This is a genomic window from Flavobacterium sp. AK-301 (assembly GCF_058310215.1).
In genome coordinates this window covers 44,152-61,999 of the sequence record NZ_JBZEES010000002.1, presented here as the reverse complement: position 1 = coordinate 61,999, position 17,848 = coordinate 44,152, and the positions used below count along the sequence as shown (strand labels likewise).

Here is a 17,848-nt window from a genome sequence, read left to right as displayed (position 1 = left end):
TTTTTATTAACTAGGTCTTTCACAGCCTTTTCTTTGATAATAATACCAGTTTACTGCCGTTGCAATAAACAGAAATACTAATAATCCCCAGAAGAAAGCATTAGCACTTTTTACTCCGGAGCTTTTAGAGATATTAAGAACAACACTAATAATCATTGAGAAAATAAAAGGACCGTATGCTGCAATAGCCGCCGTCCATCCGATTACTCCTGCTGCCTGTCTTGGATTGTGTTGAAAAACAATGGGATACTGTCTAAAAGTAGCTGCATTTCCAATTCCTGTAAAAAAGAATATCAACATCATTACCCCAATAAACATAGGAAACTGATCCATTGAAACAGGGGCAACCAGTCCCATTGCTATTAAAGCGATTGTACAACCTATTAAACCGAACCCTGTTATAGTAGTTAAAATAGCTCCTCCTGTTTTGTCTGCAACAAACCCAAATATAATTCTACTGGCAGAACCAACTAGAGGTCCGTAAAAAGCATATTTTAAAGGATCAGGAGCATCTTCAAAACCACCATAAAGAGCACTAATCATCATTGGAAAAGCAGCAGCCAAACCGGAAAATGTTCCAAAGGTCATAAAATAAGTAACGGTACAAAACCAGGTATGCTTGTCTTTGAATATATCTAATTGTTCTCTAAATGAAGCTTTTACAGGAATACTTTTTAAACCAAACCAGCATACAACAGTCATGATAACAATAAGAGGGATATACCATAAAAAAGCACTTTGCAGATATACCTCTGATTCTACTACTTTATTGGTTACAGGATTTACCTTAGAAAATATCTGAGGTGCTCCGCATATTGCAACACCAATTAATACCGGAGTCATAAACTGTGCAATACTCACACCAAAATTCCCTATCCCTGCCTGAATTCCTAAAGCAGTACCCTTTAAACGAGCCGGAAAAAATAAATTCGTAGAAGGCATAAATGAAGAGAAATCCCCACCACCAAAACCTGTCGTAAACGCCAATACAGCAAAAACCCAAAAAGGGGTTGTCGGATTCATTATAGCAAAGGTTAATCCAATGATAGGAATCAGCTTAATTAAGGTAGAAACCGTTATTGTATGTCGCGTACCGTAAATCGGAATCAGAAAAGTATGTATAATTCTTAACGTTCCGGCAGCTAATCCGGGTAAGGAAGCCAGCCAGAATAATTCATGCTCTGTAAAGTTAAAACCTATACCGGGCATTTTAGTCACTATTCCACTCATTACATACCATGTAGAGAATGAAATAGTTAATGAAATAGTTGTTATAATAAGGGTTCTCCATGCAATTTTTTTCCCTTTTGATTCCCAAAAATTAGTGTCTTCAGGATTCCATTCTTTTAGCCAAGTTGACATATATATATTTAAATTTATTTACGTTCAATATCTTTTGAAATTTCCGGCATTTTATCTCTTAACATTTTTATAATCGTACGATGCATACAGATCAGACAAATAATAGAGGTGATAAAAATAAAAATCCACGAACTGGTCCATAATCCGGTATAATTCAGTAAATACCCAAAAATAATAGGACCAATAAATCCTCCCAAACCACCTATCAGACCTACCATTCCTCCCACAACCCCTACCTCATTAGGGAAATATTCCGGAATATGTTTATAAATAGCGGCTTTACCAATCCCCCATGAGATTCCGATCAATACTACTAATACAAGATAAACCCACACATTAGCTTCAAATTTAATTTGGGTAATCCCCTTTGCCAGTACTTCTTTTTTAGAAATATTCTGATTCTCTTTTACTATGATTTCCTGCCAGGAAGCCTTCGTGGGTAAAAAATGAGCTTTATCTTCATCTATATCCGGTTTCTCATTTACCGTATATTCTTTATTATCAATCAGAATAGTATTAGGAGTAACTTTAGAAACTACTCCGTCTTTGGTTGCTGCAACACCCAGACCCGTTGTATAAATCTCCATTTTTGGAAACATCAGCAAAAAACTAAATACAGTAGAGGTGCCCAATACCCAGTACATTACTTTTCTAGCTCCGAACTTATCGGATAAATAACCCCCAAAAGCTCTGATTACTCCTGACGGTAAACTGAATAAAGAAGCAAATACACCTGCTACAACAAGAGAAGTCTGATATACATTCATAAAATACGGTACCAGCCATTGTGAAAAAGCGACAAAAAATCCGAATACCAGCAGATAGTACAATCCAAAGCGCCAGACACGTCCACTTTTTAACGGACTTAATAAACTCATTAGTGATTTATTATTACTTTCCGGTTTTTTGTTCTCAGCAAAGAGCAGAAATAATAATCCTATAATTACTAATGTTATTCCGTAAATTATCGGTAACATTTTCCATCCGTTCTCGGGATTACTTTCTGAAAAATAATTTAAAATACTAGGTCCCAAAAAAGTAGTGATAGCAGCTCCTGCATTACCCATTCCAAAAATCCCCAGGGCTCTTCCCTGCCATTCTTTTGGATACCATACGGAAGTATACCCAATTCCTACTGCAAAACCGGTTCCAACCATACCAAACAGAAAACTCAGTACAGCAAACATCCAAAAGGATTCAGCAAAATAGAATAAAAACAGAGGAACAGAACAAAGTAACAGTAAACCGGAAAATATTATTTTTCCGCCATATTTATCAGTCATGATACCAACCGGTAATCTCATGATTGATCCGGTCAGGATCGGAATACCCAGTAACCAACCTGTTTCAACAACCGAAAAATCAAAAATACCCTTATCTGTCAGATAGGTTATAAGCACTCCATTCAGTGTCCAACAGGCAAAACAAATGGTAAAAGCGAGCGTGTTTAAAAATAATATTTTGTGAGATTGTTTTAATTCTGAATTCATTTATTCCTAAATAATAGATTCTAATTTATTTTCAGACCACAAATAAATAAGATATTTTTTTATTAAACAAAAAAAAACTAAAATAACATTAATATAACTCATATTATCTTATAATACATAAAATAATATAAAAAATTAACAATATGATAGAATATCATATGATTTAAAAAAAAATATTTATTTATTCAGAGTCAAATATAACAAATATATAAAGATAAAAAGGTATTTTAATCTTTATATAAATATAGGTTAGACACAAAAACACTTTTTAACAACTGGCATTCAATGATTTAACTCACAATACCCTTTATTAAGAATGATTATTTATTAATAATTAAAGCTTTTTTAGTAAAAAACAAATAAACGGTAAAAAAATACAACTGTTTGTTTGTTTATAGTTAAATTGCCAGAATAAATAACATTTTTATATAAAAACTTTAGATACACATTCCTTTAAATACTAAATAGCAATGAATAAAAATAAAAAAATCTGTACCCAAACAGCTCAAAAAATACAGCAGTATTACAACAGTACCGTCAGAATAAAAGGTTTCTGGTCATTCCTAAACAATATTTAAGTCAACTATTTAAAAATAAAACTATGCCGGAGAAACACTATGTCGTTCAGGGTGCCGTTTGCCGTTGTAAATTCAGCGAAACACCACAAACCGATATTCTAAAAGTAAAAACACAAGATAAAGTGTATATCAATGATTCTAAAGCAGAATACAAACGCTGCGCAAGCACAAAAGACATTGGACCAACCTTTGAAAAAAATACCTTTGGCAATTGTAAACTACAGCCTGTGGGTTCCGGTTATAAGTCCTGTATAATAAACGTTACAAAATGGAGTGATTTCTATGAAAAAATTACACTTATACATGGTGGTAAACCCCTTATAGAAACCAGTACAGCCGGTTGTACCGTTGGAGGACCGAACTGCATTATCATACAGGATCACGGACAAGTATCAGAGATCACACAAAACAATCTGAATAATGCAGACGATACCATTTTGGCACATATTTATCCTTTTGGAGATCTGAAAAATTTTAATCCCGAAATACAAGAAGTCGATTAATTAAAATACTATCTACCTATGAAAATAATCGTTGGAAATCAAACCCCCTTAATAGGAACACGCTATTATTATTCGCTGCAGGATTCCTTTACCGATAAATATGCTGTACCCAATACACAAAATACAATTGTTATCCCGCCAAAAGAAGCCGTACGCTGGAAACTGAGTAATAATGAAGGCTTCAAATTATACAAAGACGAAGGTTCTTTTAGGTTTAACCAGCCTGCCATGGGAAAAACCTATCTGCTCGAAGCACAATACACCACGGCTTCAGGAACAAAAGAAATCGCAAGTCTTACGATCAAACCATTAACAGGAAGTCCGAAAATACAACGGGTCTACTGGACCGATACCGATCATGAACCGATCGGCGACCGAACCGTAGGTTATCTCGATACCGTAAAACTCCATATAGAAACGCTGAATATCCCCAGAAACGAACCGCTACAGGTTACCGTTTGGGAAGATCAATACGGAAACGGACATGGTGCTTCCAGCCGGAATATGGGAACGTATACCGCCAAAGTAGATCGATATGGAAAAGCAGCACTTGTTTTTCAGAATATAGCACTCTATCAAAAGCGGTTAAACAAAATGGACCTTATTAAAGAAGCCGCACACGAATATTATGTTCAGATACACTACGCCGGAATACTCGACAGCATCGAAGACCAAACCCAGATCAAAATAAAAAACGAACTGACCCAATATATTGAACCTTACTATGGAAACAGCCCTGTAACAACAGGCAAAACACAACCAAACAATCCCAATGACGATAAAAAGAAAAACTATACGTTTGGTATTTTTATAGACGGCACGCTGAACAATCAGTACAATACCCTTGCCCGACAGGCATGGGAGGAAAAAACCGGTAAAAAAGCCACTCATAAAAAAGACCTTGAAGACGAAAAGAAATACCGGTATAACGAGGGCAGCTATGAAAATGATCTGTCTAATCCCGCTATTTTATTTCAGTATTATGGAGAAGATGATAAAAATATACTACATCCTAAATTTAAAATCTATACCGAAGGTATGGGCAGTAATACGCTCGCAGATCTGGACGGTCGCGTCCGGGAACAGGATTATAAAAACGACGATCTGTTTGTAGGATCAGGACTGGGAATAGGAACTGCCGGTATTATTGCCCGGGTAAAACGTGCCATTGAACAACTGACCTACAAAATTGAGAAAAAAACAACTTTTGATACGCTTACTATCGATATTTTCGGCTTTAGTCGGGGTGCTGCGGCTGCCCGCAACTTGGTACATGAAATCACACTTCCGGAACAAACGGCCAATAGCGAAATGTTGCCCGCTCATGGCTGGTTAGGCTACCTGTTTGCACAAAAAGAAATTGTTTTCAGCAAACTGGTGGTACGTTTTGCGGGGCTCTATGATACCGTACCACATCACGGTATCCGACAATCCGATGATATCAGAACCTTAGGACTCAACTCAATCAGCAAAGCAAAATCAGTACTGCATATCACTGCCCGGGATGAGCATCGGGCAAACTTTAATCTGGCACGTATTCCGGTAAAAAAAGACCATATTGAGCTGAATTTCCCCGGCGTGCACTGCGACGTAGGTGGCAGTTATGTAGAAGGAAGTACTGAAATCAATGCCATTATCGAATACCCTTTTGAAAGTAAACTGCGATCCGAAAAAGAGCGTTTAGTAGCCGAAGGCTGGTACCAACCGGAACAACTCCGATTTGATTCTAAAACAATTAAAAAGGACGAACTTACCTTTACCCTTATCGGCTCCCGGAAATATCTCAGCAATCAGTATAGTTTTATTCCACTCTATACAATGCTGGATTTTGCCGAAAAAAAAGGATTAGTATTTGACAGAATAGAAATGAAGAAAGATTTTAAATTTACAGCTAATAATATTATAGAAAACATCTCTTTTTTACAAAATATTCGAACCCAATTAAACAACTATACCGAAAAAATGATCGCTGCCCCCAATCATAGTATACCCTATGAAATACCCGAATCGGAGTTAAAAAAATTACGCAATCAGTATCTGCATTATAATGCGGTACTCGGACTAGTCAATCAACCTGAAAAGGACAGAATAAGAACGGAAATACCATTCTAAAATGAAAACAAAAACAATAAAAAACAGCAGTCTGATCCTAATCTTTTGTTTGACAACGATCGGAATCTCTTCCTGCGATAAAATAAAAAAAATGAATACGAAAGAAAAAACCTATAGCTGGAGTTGTAGTGTAACCGCTCCCAGAAATTATCCAATAAAAATCCATAAAGGCGGTTATCTGGCAACCGAACAAAAAATATTAGCCTCATTCTATAATGCCGGTTCACAAAAAGGCAGCTGGAACTCGAACGGTACCGATGCCGGAGGAGGCAGTGGAATTCCTTCAATGCTATCACTAACCTGGGTAAGTTTTGCCGAAAAAAAGTTCTGGACCATTGACACCCTATTGCCCGCAGAAAAAATACAGGCATTATTTGAACAGGGTTATTATGATATTGGTACCCCTGAACCGAAGGAACACTATACTTATAAAAACATTACCATAGCCGTAGCACCGGGGGGAGTAGTGGCTGTTTTTTTAGGTAGTGCTTCCAGCTCCCATCACAAATTAGTGGGTACTTATCAGGCAAAAACAGCTTATGTTGATGTAAATGATTTTGTCCCTGTAAAAAATGCTTATAAAGATTTAAATGAGTTTCATGATGAATATTTTAAAATGATTCCTGAGGAAACGCAAGACTATATACAAAAAAACGGTGTTCCGTATCATCTCTGGAAACGGTGTTTTGAACAATTTAACTGGAAATATACCGTACAGTTTTATAAAAACGATTCTTTAACAGCGGTTCGGAATGACTATTATAATGGAGAAAATGATTATGTCGGATTTGACGAAATCAATCACTATGATTTTGAACCCAGACCGCTGCCAAAATATTCTGAACTGTATTTTTCTGTCTATTGGGATGAAGTAACCTTTGATGAAGAAGAACTCTATGCCGTTTTTCAGGAATTGACTAAAAACAATAAAGACGAACCCATAGAAATTATTGCTAAAGTCGCTTTTGAGTATATGGATGTTACTTTTATGGTAAGAGGGGATAAAAGAACCCTACCGCTGACAAAAGTAAAAACAAGGGTATGGAGGCAACATGGGAAATAAAAAGAGACTATTCTTAATCCTGTTTTGTTTGACAACGATCGGAATCTCTTCCTGCGATAAAATAAAAAATAGGAGTACGAAAAAAAAAACCTATAGCTGGAGTTGTAGTGTAACCGCTCCCAGAAATTATCCAATAGTAATCCATAAAGGCGGTTATCTGGCAACCGAACAAAAAATGTTAGCTTCATTCTATAATGCCGGTTCACAACAAGGCAGCTGGAACTCAAACGGTACTGATGCCGGAGGAGGCAGCGGAATTCCCTCTATGCTGTCACTGACCTGGGTAAGTTATGCCGAAAAAAAATTCTGGACCATTGGTACACTATTACCCGCAGAAAAAATACAGGCATTATTTGAACAGGGTTATTATGATATTGGTACCCCTGAACCGAAGGAACACTATACTTATAAAAACATTACCATAGCCGTAGCACCGGGGGGAGTAGTGGCTGTTTTTTTAGGTAGTGCTTCCAGCTCCCATCATAAATTAGTAGGTACCTATCAGGCAAAAACAGCTTATGTTGATGTAAATAATTTTGTTCCTGTAAAAAATGCTTATAAAGATTTAAAAGATTTTCATGAAGAATATTTTAAAATGATTCCTGAGGAGACCCAAGACTATATACAAAAAAATGGTATTCCATATCATCTCTGGAAACGGTGTTTTGAACAATTTAACTGGAAATATACCGTCCAATTTTATAAAAACGATTCTTTAACAGCCGTTCGGAATGACTATTATAACGGGGAAAATGATTATATCGGTTTTGACGAAATTAACCACTATGATTTTGAACCCAGACCTTTACCAAAATACTCCGAACTTTATTTTTCTATTTATTGGGATGAAGTAACCTTTGATGAAGAAGAATTGTATGCTGTTGTTCAGGAATTGACTAAAAACAACAAAGACGAACCCATAGAAATTATTGCCAAAGTCGCTTTTGAGTATATGGATGTTACTTTTATGGTAAGAGGAGATAAAAGAGCTATACCGCTGACAAAAGTAAAAACTAGAGTATGGAGACAACATGGGAAATAAAAAGATAATCCATATATTCTTATAATACCCTAAATTTGTATCCTTGAGCTTAATGCTGTTTTTTTAATATTATATGGATAAAATTAAAACATACTCTATACAACATCACCAGGAAATCTTTCAGTTATCAAGTATAAAAAAAGATTTTTTCTTTATTGAGCTTGGCAAAGGAAGTATTTATTCAAGTGAGCCAAGACGTTCTGAAACATATAGCATTACCTATTTAAAAGAAGGACAGATCGAGCTTCAGGCAGGAGTAACAAATCAGGTCGTAAATGCTCCTGCTATTATGACAATAGGTCCTTCCACTGTGCGAAGCATAAAACCGGGCAAAACAGAACCGGTGCTTCAAATCATCTATTTTACAGATGATTTTTTACTGGAAAAACAATCGAATATATTCTATTTAATGGAGTTTGATTTTTTTGAAAATAATGACGATCATGTACTCTCTTTAAATTCGAAAAACGCAAAAAAGTTCAAAAACATTTTTACCCTGATTAAAAACACGGTCAATATTAATCATATACATGAAGCAGCTCTTATTAAAAGTTATATCTATATTATTATCCATGAAATAAATGCACTGCATGTATTTGAACAAAAACACCAACCTGTTCTTAAAAATGCAGAAAAGGTTACTCCAATTGTCGGAAAATTCAAAAAACTGATGATGAAAGAATATCTGAGCCATCACTCCGTTAATTTTTATGCAGATCATCTGAATGTTACAGCAAAACATCTTTCAGAAACTTTAAAAAAACAGACCGGAAAAACTGCCGGTCAGTGGCTCAATGAAATTATTACACTGGAAGCTAAAGTGTTACTTCAAAATAAAGATCTGTCAATAGCCGAAATCAGTGAAATTCTCCATTTTTCAGATCAGTCTGTTTTTGGAAAATTTTTCAAGGCTAATACGGAACAGACCCCCATAAAATACAGAAAAGAATTAAATCCGTAAATTCGACGAAAAACACCGTATTCTTACCCTTTTTTTTCCTGTTAAAATTCGGAACTTTGTAGTGTTAAAATTAACCTATGAAAAGTTCAAAATTATTGATTCCGTCTACTTGTAAAATCCTTTTCTCATCCGGAGAAAAAACAGGGAGTCAGTTATTTGCCGACATACTGCAAATTTTGAGCCCTGATACTGAAAATAATACGTATCAGATTATTTATAAAATGAAAACTATTACTTTTCCCCGATCTGTAAAATGGCAAAATTATATTTGCTCTTTAAATTATATTTAGTGTATATCCTAATGCTATTCTTTTAAAAATTTATGGATTAATTCAAAATTTCAATTTCACTCATTTAATGAGTCTCTTTACTATTAATACAAAATCTATGAACTCTTTTTTAAATAAAAAAGTACTACTGTCTCATCTATTCCTGTTTACCGTCTTTTCTTTTCTATCAGAAATATATGCTCAGGAACAAACCTCTTCAAAGTATGTTCTCAGCATTAAAAAGGCGATACAACTGGCTAAGGAAAACAATGACCAAATCCAGATCAGCACACTGGAAGGACAGGCGGTACAATCCGATCTTAAAAATATAAAAAGTCTTGCGTTACCACATATTGCAATAAAAGGAAGCGGAAGAAGATTAACGGATGTTACACTGTTTGAACATGGTATGACGCAGTCAGAAACCGTTCCGGCACCACCTGTCAGTGATATGGCTACAGTGGGAATAGAAGCCGGCTTTAATCTGTATTCCGGAGGAAAACACGAAGCTGCCATTGAAGAGCAGAAAATAAAATCGAAATTAGCAGCTATCAATATAAAGGATCAAACCGGTTCTGTTTCTTTGCAGGTAGTCAGTCTGTATCTGGATATCCTTCGCTTACAACAACTGGATTCTTTATATTCAGAACAGATCAAAAGAGAAGAAATCCGATATAAAAATATTCAGTCCTTATATAATAATGGTAAAGTAACCCGAAGTGACCTACTCAGAGCAGAGATCAATTTATCAAATCAGCAATTCTCAAAAAAAGAAAATACCAGTGATATTGAGATACAGATACAGCGAATGAACATTCTTTTACAATTACCGGAACATACCGCTTTAGTTTTAAGTGACACTACAATAATAAAAAAAGTACCTTCTCTTAATACTATTTACAACTTATCCGGTGAACGTTCTTATAAATTATTAAAAGCAACTGAAAATATTGATCTGCAGGAAGCAAAGATCAAAGGAATAAAAAGTAATTACTATCCTTCTATAGAACTGTTTAGTGAATACGGTTATAATTATCCGAACAGTCTGGTCTTCCCTCCTGTTGATCAAATCTACTCTGTGGGATTCATCGGAATCAAATTACAGTATTCTATTTCTTCTCTGTATCAGAACAATCATAAGAACGTTGCTGAAAAAATCCGATTAACAGAATTAAAAACACAACAAAATGCTATTAAAGATAATACCCGTCTGGAAATATCCTCTCTGAAAATCAAGTATAATGATATGCTTGAAAAGATCGCAATTGCAGAAAAAAATATAGAGCAGTCCAAAGTAAATTATAAAATCGTAAGTACAAAATACTTCAATCAGTTGGCATTATTAACTGATCTGCTGGATGCTGATAACCTATATCTACAGTCAAGATACAATCTTATCAAAGCACAGACCGATTTATGTAATTATTATTACAACCTGCTTTATACAACCGGTAACCTTTAATTTACAGTACACAAACCATGACACAAGAATTAAAAAAGAAAAGACATCCGGGTAATACCCTTTTATCTGTTTTTGTTATTATAGTTATACTTATTGCTATTATTGCCGCTATCCGCTACCTAATCCATACTTCTAAATATGAGGAAACGAATGATGCTCAGGTAGAAGCCTATATTAACCCGATATCTGCAAGAGTTGGCGGTTATATCAGCAAAATATATTTTCAAGAACATCAACTAGTAAAGGCAGGTGATACACTGATTGTTATTGATGATCGTGAATATAAAACAAAAGTTCTGGAAGCAGAAGCCGCTGTTGAAGATGTCGAAGCCCAGCTTGTAGTACTGAAAGCCAGTATCAACACAGCTCATACCGGAACATTTGTAAATCAGGATCAGATTAATGCTGCTAAAGCCAGATTATGGGAAAAACAACAGGATCTGAAACGTTATGAAAATCTTGTAAAAGAAGAAGCGGCTACCATGCAGGAATATGAAGCCGTAAAATCAAAATATGATGTTGCCAGCAGCGATTATAACGGAACACGCAACAGTCTGAAAACTAACAATTCCAAAGTAGTCGAATTACAGGCAAGAGAAGGATTATTATCCGCTGAACTTAAAATAAAAAAAGCACAGCTTGAGCTGGCAAATATTAACTTGAGTTATACTGTTATTACCGCTCCTTATACCGGACGTCTGGGACGTAAAACCATTCAGGAAGGACAACAGATTCAAATGGGACAAAGCTTAGTACCTATTATTGATGAAAGCAGTAAATGGATCGCAGCCAACTTTAAAGAAACCCAGATTGAAAACATGTATGAAGGACAACCTGTACTGATCAAAATTGACGGTTATGATAATAAAACCTATAAAGGAGAAATAGAATCCATTGCAGGATCTACAGGATCTAAATTCTCTTTATTACCTCCTGATAACTCTACTGGTAACTTTGTGAAAATCATTCAGAGAATACCGGTAAAAATTCGTTTTCTAAATCAGGAAGATACGAAACAGATCAAAGCAGGTATGAATGTTATCGTCTCTGTAAAAAACAAAGAATAAATGGAAACCACTTATTTCAAAAAATGGATCGATGACTGGGAATGGGGTATCAGAATCAGTATTTTTATTATTCTGTTAGCCGCCATCATTCAGTTCTCACTCTATTCATTAACACAGAGTTATGTTGTAGCTGTCTTTGGAGTACAGCCGCAAGATATTTCTTTTTCTGTGCAGATCACCTATGTGACCTTGTTAGCAAGTCTGCCCCTACACTCCCGATTAATGCGTTTTTTCGAACCCAGAAATTATGTCCTTTCTGCTATTATCATCGGTATTACTCTTGACTATATAAGTATGAATATCAATGATATATATCTATTTTTTACCATTCGTTTTTTACAAGGAATTGCGATCAGTGCCGTTACAATGTCTATGCTCACCATGATCTTTTCCAGAATACAGGCAGAAAAAAGACAAGCTGTCGGATACTCCGTTTTTTACGGAACCACACTTTGCAGTAGCGTTCTTATTGGTGTTCCTACCGCGTGGATTAATGATAATATGGACTGGAAAAAAATATACTATTGTGTTATATTAATTGAAATACTGGCGCTTATTATTGCCTTTTTAGTATTACGTTCCGGTCGCGTAACTAAAAAATATCCTTTATTTCAGATTGACTGGAGAAGTTTCCTTCTTCTTGTTGTAGCAATGGTTTCTTTTACTTACTTCATGATCTATGGTCCCAGATTATACTGGTTTGAAGATTCAAGAATTATAACAGCTTTTATTATTTTAGCAGTATTCTTTACTCTTTTTCTATTCCGTCAGTTACAACTGAAAAGACCTATAGTGCATTTAACGGTTTTCAAATCCCGAAATTTCCTGATAGGTATTGCCTTTCTTGCTCTATATTATGGACTAAAAGATAGTATAAATCTGGTTTACAGCTACCTTTCTGTAGTCGTACATTGGAATACCTACCAGCTTATCGGATTAGGTTTCAGTAACGTTTTTGGCGTGGTTCTGATGATGTTCGTTGCTTCTCAGTTCATTACAAAGCCGGGGTATTCTATTCGTTTTTTTATCATTACCGGTTTTAGTTTTATGCTTGCCTTTAATTACTGGATGTACAGTATCCTTACTCCTGATTTGTCTTTTGAAAACTTAATTATTCCTATGTTTCTTCAGGGAGCTGCATCGGGAATGTTATTTGTTCCGCTTGCTGCGTTCGTTCTGTCCTCTGTACCCGTTGGAATCAGTACAAGCGCTGCTCTTATCGCTGCAAATGTCCGATTCATTTCTTCTTTAAACTCAACTGCCGGATTTTACACGATGCAACTATTTTATAATCAGCATTATAAAGAACGTTTTCTGGCACATATAACGCCTTATGACATAGCATATATCGATAAAATCGCACAAACGGCAAAACTATATACTACTCAGGGATATACCTCTGCTGAAGCTGCTACGCTGGCGCAATCCAGCGTAATGAAAGCATTGACCACGCAAAGCCAACTACTTACCTCAAAAACAATTTTTCTGATTATTACTACTATTGTGACTATAATACTGCTCATAACATTATTGTTCCCTTATCTGAGTAGAACTTATATTCGTTTTAATAAACGTATTTTCCCAAGAATGAAAAGGTCACTACGTAGAATATAATAAATCCTTGCGCCTTTGTAATTAAAACTTATGAATAAGAAAACACATCAAAATCTGCATTATTAAAATTAAAGCTACTTACTTTATGCATACTCATTTTTTCATGTGCTCTCAGAGAAGGTTCATTGTCACTTTTAATAAACAGAATTACTTCACGACCGGGTTCACGATGTAAAAGCTCTCTGAACATAAGCTGAGCCAGTCCTTTCCCTCGTTGTTTTTTACTAACACAAACCGGACCATAGATATAGAAATCTGCAGAACCTTTATAAGATCTAAACATTGCATTGACAATTGGAACATTACGTTCTTTATGCACTCTTTGCGATGTTGCCAGCAGAAAGCCAACAATTTCACCATTAACAAGAGCCACAATCTGAGGCATATCCTGCATCATCTCCAGAATTTGATCTCGTTTTAGTTCACCAGACAGGGTACCTCCTGCTGATATCTGATTAGCAGATTGTAACCTTAAGATATCTTCTAAATCAATAATGGTGGCAACTCTAATTTCAAGATTGGTTTCTACCATAAAAATATTTTTAGAAAGCATTTACCAAGATAAAATATTTTTTTTAGAAATTAATGTTATTTCCAAACAGAATAATATGTACTAAAAACTTTTAGGTTCTTTCCTAATTAAAAAAAACATGTCCTATAAAACCGAAAACGAATCAATTAAAAACTATAAAAATAAATTAATAAAAAATAAATAAAAATATTTTTGTATTACAAAAAGATACTTTCTTTGATCTTAATTAATTCTTTTCCTCTAAAATACATTATAAACCTACATTTTTCTCAAAAACATATAATAAACATATTTTATATTAAAATACAATTTATATAATATTTTTAATAAAAATATTGTATAAAAAGATATCAGATATTTCACAAAAAATAAAGATTTTGATTTTGATATATTATCCTCCGTAAAAATAGAAAATCAGTATCTGTTCGATAGATTATTAACACTTTACCTTTTTTACATGGTCATTTAAAAACTGAAAAAGAATACTTTTTTATAGTATAAAACCTTCTTTTTAAACCTAAATGTTAAAAATATAAAATATAAAAAATTAACTTAATAATTACGCAACGTATAATAAAGTAACAACAAAAATACCTAATGCAACATGAATTTTAGCTTCAATATTAACAAATATTCTGGCATGCTTATTGAAAGTTATGATTTTTTTAACATTTAATTCTAAACTATGAAAAAGCTTTTTTTTATTGGTATCTTTTTAGCCACACTTCAGCTTCCTGCCCAACAAATAACTACAGATGAACTGTCTGTTGCTCAAGAATATTATCAACAAAAAGACTATAAAAAAGCTGAAACTGTCTTGCAGAAATATATAGAAAAAAATACTTCAGAAGTTTATGGAAACTGGCTATATGGACAGGTTGCTTATGATCTGGGAAACAAAAAATTATCTCAGATTTTGTTTTTAAAAGCACTAGAAACAGAACCGAATAATAAAACATTACGATTAGATTATGCCAGAACTTTATTTTACTCCGGACAGTTAACAAGTGCTGAAAAAGAATTAAATACTATTATTAATTCAAATAATAACAAAGAATTACCTGCGGAAGCTTTACTCTTATCCTCCTACATAGAATATTGGAACGGCAATATAGGAAAAGCCACTGCTAATTTAGACCTGATTCTTAAAGAATATCCGGATAATAAATATGCCAAAGAATTTAAAAAGGACATAGAAGCCATTACTTCTCCATACATAAACCTTAGTTTTAATTATAAAGATGACGAACAACCCCTACACACATTTGAAGAGATTATAGAGATTGGCGTTTATAAAAACCGATATTTCAGCCCTAAACTTTTAATAACCAATGATAATTTCAATACACATAAACAGGCTTTATTTGCTACAATAGGAAATACATTTTCTTTTAATAAAACAGGACTCTCCGTTTCTGTTTCCGGCGGAGTATATAAACACTTTTCGGATAACACAGAAGTTCTGGGAGAGCTTTTACTGAAACAAAAAATAGCAAAACATCTTACACTACAAGCAGGACTTAACAGAAATCCTTATCTGGGAACTCTTGCCAGCACCCTGTTTGCATTAACAGAAAACAGTGCTTTTGGAGTTCTGGAATATGAAAACGCTAAACTATTTACTATTAACACACAATTTCAGCATAAATTTTACAAAGAAAATAACAATATAAACACTATCGGAGCATGGATTCTTTCAAAACCCTTCAAATTCAGCACATTTGAATTTAAAGCAGGGTACGGAGTAAGTTATTCCGATTCTAAAAAAACAACCTTTACTCCTGAACGTGATCCGGAAAGTCTTGCATCAGAATATCCGTTATGGAGTCAAATCCCAGGAGTATACGACCCCTACTTTACTCCTTCTGAACAAACTATCCATCTTGTTATCGGAGCACTTAATTTTTCTCCGACCAACAAAATTACTTTAAGCGTACAAGGTAATTACGGTTTCCATGCCCAGACACAAAACCCTATTTTATTTCTGGATCAGGATGCTACAACAGGAGCTTATTCTTATATAACTGCTTTTAGTAAAACAACCTATCATCCTTATGACATTAATGCTTCTGCACAATTCGTTCTATCGGAAAAAATCCGTTTAAAAGCACATTATCAACATCAGAAAACCTATTTCTATACTCAGGATAATGCAGGTTTATCCTTCCATTATATATTTTAATAATGAAAAAAGAGATTTTAAATAATGATTTGTGGACTTTCAGAGAAGCTAAGAATGTAACTTCTCCGGATCGATTTATACTATTGATACTGACTATTACAGGAATTTTATCTATAATTAATCTTGCCGAATGGTGGTTTACTGAATTTCATATTGCAAATACATTCTTATTCGTACTACTCAGTTTCTTTTTTTGGTATGAAACCATTCGAATCGTTTTCATATGGATCAATTATCTAAGAATCAAAAAACCAATTGAAGTCCCCGTTCCTGCAAAGGATCTGAAAGTAGCCGTTTTTACAACAAGTGCTCCCGGAGAACCTATATCAATGTTTGAAAATACACTGAAAGCACTTCAGAACATGGATTATCCGCACACCACCTATCTTTTAGACAGTACACAGGATACTGATTTTAAAATTATGGCAGAAAAATACGGTGCTGTTTTTCTCGATCTGGCAAATCTTCCGGGAGCTAAAGCCGGAAAGATAAACGCTGCCCTGAAAATGACAACAGAAGAATTCATTCTTATCCTTGATCCGGATCATATCGTATTCCCTAATTTCCTCGATCAGACATTAGGCTTTTTTCAGGATGAAAAAGTAGGCTTCGTTCAGGTCAGTCAGGGATATTATAACCAATACCGCTCTTTTATCGCAAAAGGAGCTGCGGAACAAACCTATACTTTTTATGGTCCTACACAAATGGGATTATACGGCTATGGCGGAGCAGTCGCTATTGGAGCTAATTGTACTTTCAGACGTGCTGCTCTGGAAAGCATCGGAGGACACGCACAAGGACTGGCGGAAGACCTTCAAACCTCATTAAGAATACACGCTCAGGGATGGGAATCCATTTATAATCCTGTTATTGTAAGCAGAGGATTAGTGCCTGAAGATTTCGGTTCATTCTGTAAACAACAGTTAAAATGGGCAAGAGGAGTATTTGAAGTACTTTTTGATGACCTTCCTAAAGTAGCACGAAACTTTACATTCTGGCAGAAAATATCCTATTTTTCTACAGGAACCTATTATCTGTTCGGAGCAACCACCCTGTTTTTTACACTGGTTCCTCTACTCTATTTCTTTACCGGAATCATTCCCGGAAATATGGATTTTAAAGAGTTTATCGTCAAATTTATGCCCGTATTATTTATTGCGGTCAGTATCTATGTATATGCACAGCGATTTCTTTGTGACCCTTCAACAGAAAGGGGATTTCACTGGAGAGGAATGATTCTGAAATATGCTTGCTGGCCCGTATTTACATATGCTTTTTTATTATCATTACTAGGCAAAAAAATCCCTTATATACCCACTGCAAAAAAAGCTCAGAAACAATTTATAACCCCTTTTGTCAAACCTTTGCTCTATTACTGCATTTTATTTATAATCGGAGTCACAGGAATTTACATCAACAGAAGATATTTCCTGCCTGAAAGTGAACTTATCTTATCCAGGCAGAAGACATGGGGAATGCTTGCCTTTTCATTTATCGCTTTTATTCAGTCTGTCGGAGGAATTCTTGCCGCTTATGAAGCCACTTATCTTAAAGAAGATATTCCATGGGAAAGAATCACAATTAATAACAAAAAAATAAAATCAATTTAAC

At 34.7% G+C, this 17,848-nt stretch carries 14 protein-coding genes; 11 read left to right on the top strand and 3 right to left on the bottom strand.

The genetic code is table 11. The features are described from left to right. Positions 1 to 6 precede the first annotated feature (6 nt). Positions 7 to 1,362 (bottom strand): MFS transporter, encoded by a 1,356-nt coding sequence (locus AC4FQX_RS03865; protein ID WP_491166355.1) that lies wholly within the window; start codon positions 1,360 to 1,362, stop codon positions 7 to 9. A 14-nt stretch (positions 1,363 to 1,376) separates the two neighbouring features. Further along, positions 1,377 to 2,852, bottom strand: coding sequence for an MFS transporter (locus AC4FQX_RS03860; RefSeq protein WP_491166354.1), 1,476 nt, complete (start codon positions 2,850 to 2,852; stop codon positions 1,377 to 1,379). 601 nt (positions 2,853 to 3,453) lie between these two features. On the opposite strand from AC4FQX_RS03860, the gene AC4FQX_RS03855 reads away from it, so the two are divergent. The 9 genes from AC4FQX_RS03855 (at position 3,454) to AC4FQX_RS03815 (ending at position 13,523) form a co-directional block, all read left to right on the top strand. Continuing rightward, positions 3,454 to 3,933 carry a DUF4280 domain-containing protein gene (locus AC4FQX_RS03855; protein ID WP_491166353.1) on the top strand — a complete coding sequence of 160 codons (480 nt, stop codon included), beginning with the start codon at positions 3,454 to 3,456 and terminating at the stop codon, positions 3,931 to 3,933. An 18-nt stretch (positions 3,934 to 3,951) separates the two neighbouring features. Next, positions 3,952 to 6,045 carry a phospholipase effector Tle1 domain-containing protein gene (locus AC4FQX_RS03850; RefSeq protein WP_491166352.1) on the top strand — a complete coding sequence of 698 codons (2,094 nt, stop codon included), beginning with the start codon at positions 3,952 to 3,954 and terminating at the stop codon, positions 6,043 to 6,045. A 91-nt stretch (positions 6,046 to 6,136) separates the two neighbouring features. Further along, the gene (locus AC4FQX_RS03845) at positions 6,137 to 7,108 is read left to right on the top strand and encodes a DUF2931 family protein (protein WP_491166351.1); all 972 of its coding nucleotides are present in this window, start codon (positions 6,137 to 6,139) and stop codon (positions 7,106 to 7,108) included. 28 nt (positions 7,109 to 7,136) lie between these two features. After that, a complete protein-coding gene (locus tag AC4FQX_RS03840; RefSeq protein WP_491166350.1) occupies positions 7,137 to 8,150 on the top strand; it encodes a DUF2931 family protein in 1,014 nt (337 codons plus the stop codon). Positions 8,151 to 8,223: 73 nt separating this feature from the next. Next, the gene (locus AC4FQX_RS03835; RefSeq protein WP_491166349.1) at positions 8,224 to 9,111 is read left to right on the top strand and encodes a helix-turn-helix domain-containing protein; all 888 of its coding nucleotides are present in this window, start codon (positions 8,224 to 8,226) and stop codon (positions 9,109 to 9,111) included. 77 nt (positions 9,112 to 9,188) lie between these two features. Continuing rightward, a complete protein-coding gene (locus AC4FQX_RS03830; RefSeq protein WP_491166348.1) occupies positions 9,189 to 9,401 on the top strand; it encodes a hypothetical protein in 213 nt (70 codons plus the stop codon). Between the two features lie 97 nt (positions 9,402 to 9,498). Beyond that, positions 9,499 to 10,842 (top strand): TolC family protein, encoded by a 1,344-nt coding sequence (locus tag AC4FQX_RS03825; protein ID WP_491166347.1) that lies wholly within the window; start codon positions 9,499 to 9,501, stop codon positions 10,840 to 10,842. 17 nt (positions 10,843 to 10,859) lie between these two features. Then, complete coding sequence (locus AC4FQX_RS03820) at positions 10,860 to 11,909, top strand: HlyD family secretion protein (RefSeq protein WP_491166346.1); 1,050 nt, start codon at positions 10,860 to 10,862, stop codon at positions 11,907 to 11,909. Next, positions 11,910 to 13,523 (top strand): MFS transporter, encoded by a 1,614-nt coding sequence (locus tag AC4FQX_RS03815; protein ID WP_491166345.1) that lies wholly within the window; start codon positions 11,910 to 11,912, stop codon positions 13,521 to 13,523. A 28-nt stretch (positions 13,524 to 13,551) separates the two neighbouring features. Here the strand turns inward: AC4FQX_RS03815 and AC4FQX_RS03810 are convergent, their stop codons facing one another. Next, positions 13,552 to 14,055, bottom strand: coding sequence for a GNAT family N-acetyltransferase (locus AC4FQX_RS03810; RefSeq protein WP_491166344.1), 504 nt, complete (start codon positions 14,053 to 14,055; stop codon positions 13,552 to 13,554). Positions 14,056 to 14,740: 685 nt separating this feature from the next. Between AC4FQX_RS03810 and AC4FQX_RS03805 the strand changes: the two genes are divergently transcribed. Both AC4FQX_RS03805 and AC4FQX_RS03800 read left to right on the top strand, forming a co-directional pair. Further along, entirely contained in the window at positions 14,741 to 16,237 is a 1,497-nt protein-coding gene (locus tag AC4FQX_RS03805) for a tetratricopeptide repeat protein (protein ID WP_491166343.1), read from the top strand. 2 nt (positions 16,238 to 16,239) lie between these two features. After that, a complete protein-coding gene (locus AC4FQX_RS03800) occupies positions 16,240 to 17,847 on the top strand; it encodes a glycosyltransferase family 2 protein (RefSeq protein ID WP_491166342.1) in 1,608 nt (535 codons plus the stop codon). Position 17,848: the final 1 nt, after the last annotated feature.

Coding starts and splice junctions, on each gene's coding strand:
- AC4FQX_RS03865 (WP_491166355.1), bottom strand. CDS start 1,362: ATGTCAACTTGGCTAAAAGAATGGAATCCTGAAGACACTAATTTTTGG.
- AC4FQX_RS03860 (WP_491166354.1), bottom strand. CDS start 2,852: ATGAATTCAGAATTAAAACAATCTCACAAAATATTATTTTTAAACACG.
- AC4FQX_RS03855 (WP_491166353.1), top strand. CDS start 3,454: ATGCCGGAGAAACACTATGTCGTTCAGGGTGCCGTTTGCCGTTGTAAA.
- AC4FQX_RS03850 (WP_491166352.1), top strand. CDS start 3,952: ATGAAAATAATCGTTGGAAATCAAACCCCCTTAATAGGAACACGCTAT.
- AC4FQX_RS03845 (WP_491166351.1), top strand. CDS start 6,137: ATGAATACGAAAGAAAAAACCTATAGCTGGAGTTGTAGTGTAACCGCT.
- AC4FQX_RS03835 (WP_491166349.1), top strand. CDS start 8,224: ATGGATAAAATTAAAACATACTCTATACAACATCACCAGGAAATCTTT.
- AC4FQX_RS03830 (WP_491166348.1), top strand. CDS start 9,189: ATGAAAAGTTCAAAATTATTGATTCCGTCTACTTGTAAAATCCTTTTC.
- AC4FQX_RS03825 (WP_491166347.1), top strand. CDS start 9,499: ATGAACTCTTTTTTAAATAAAAAAGTACTACTGTCTCATCTATTCCTG.
- AC4FQX_RS03820 (WP_491166346.1), top strand. CDS start 10,860: ATGACACAAGAATTAAAAAAGAAAAGACATCCGGGTAATACCCTTTTA.
- AC4FQX_RS03815 (WP_491166345.1), top strand. CDS start 11,910: ATGGAAACCACTTATTTCAAAAAATGGATCGATGACTGGGAATGGGGT.
- AC4FQX_RS03810 (WP_491166344.1), bottom strand. CDS start 14,055: ATGGTAGAAACCAATCTTGAAATTAGAGTTGCCACCATTATTGATTTA.
- AC4FQX_RS03805 (WP_491166343.1), top strand. CDS start 14,741: ATGAAAAAGCTTTTTTTTATTGGTATCTTTTTAGCCACACTTCAGCTT.
- AC4FQX_RS03800 (WP_491166342.1), top strand. CDS start 16,240: ATGAAAAAAGAGATTTTAAATAATGATTTGTGGACTTTCAGAGAAGCT.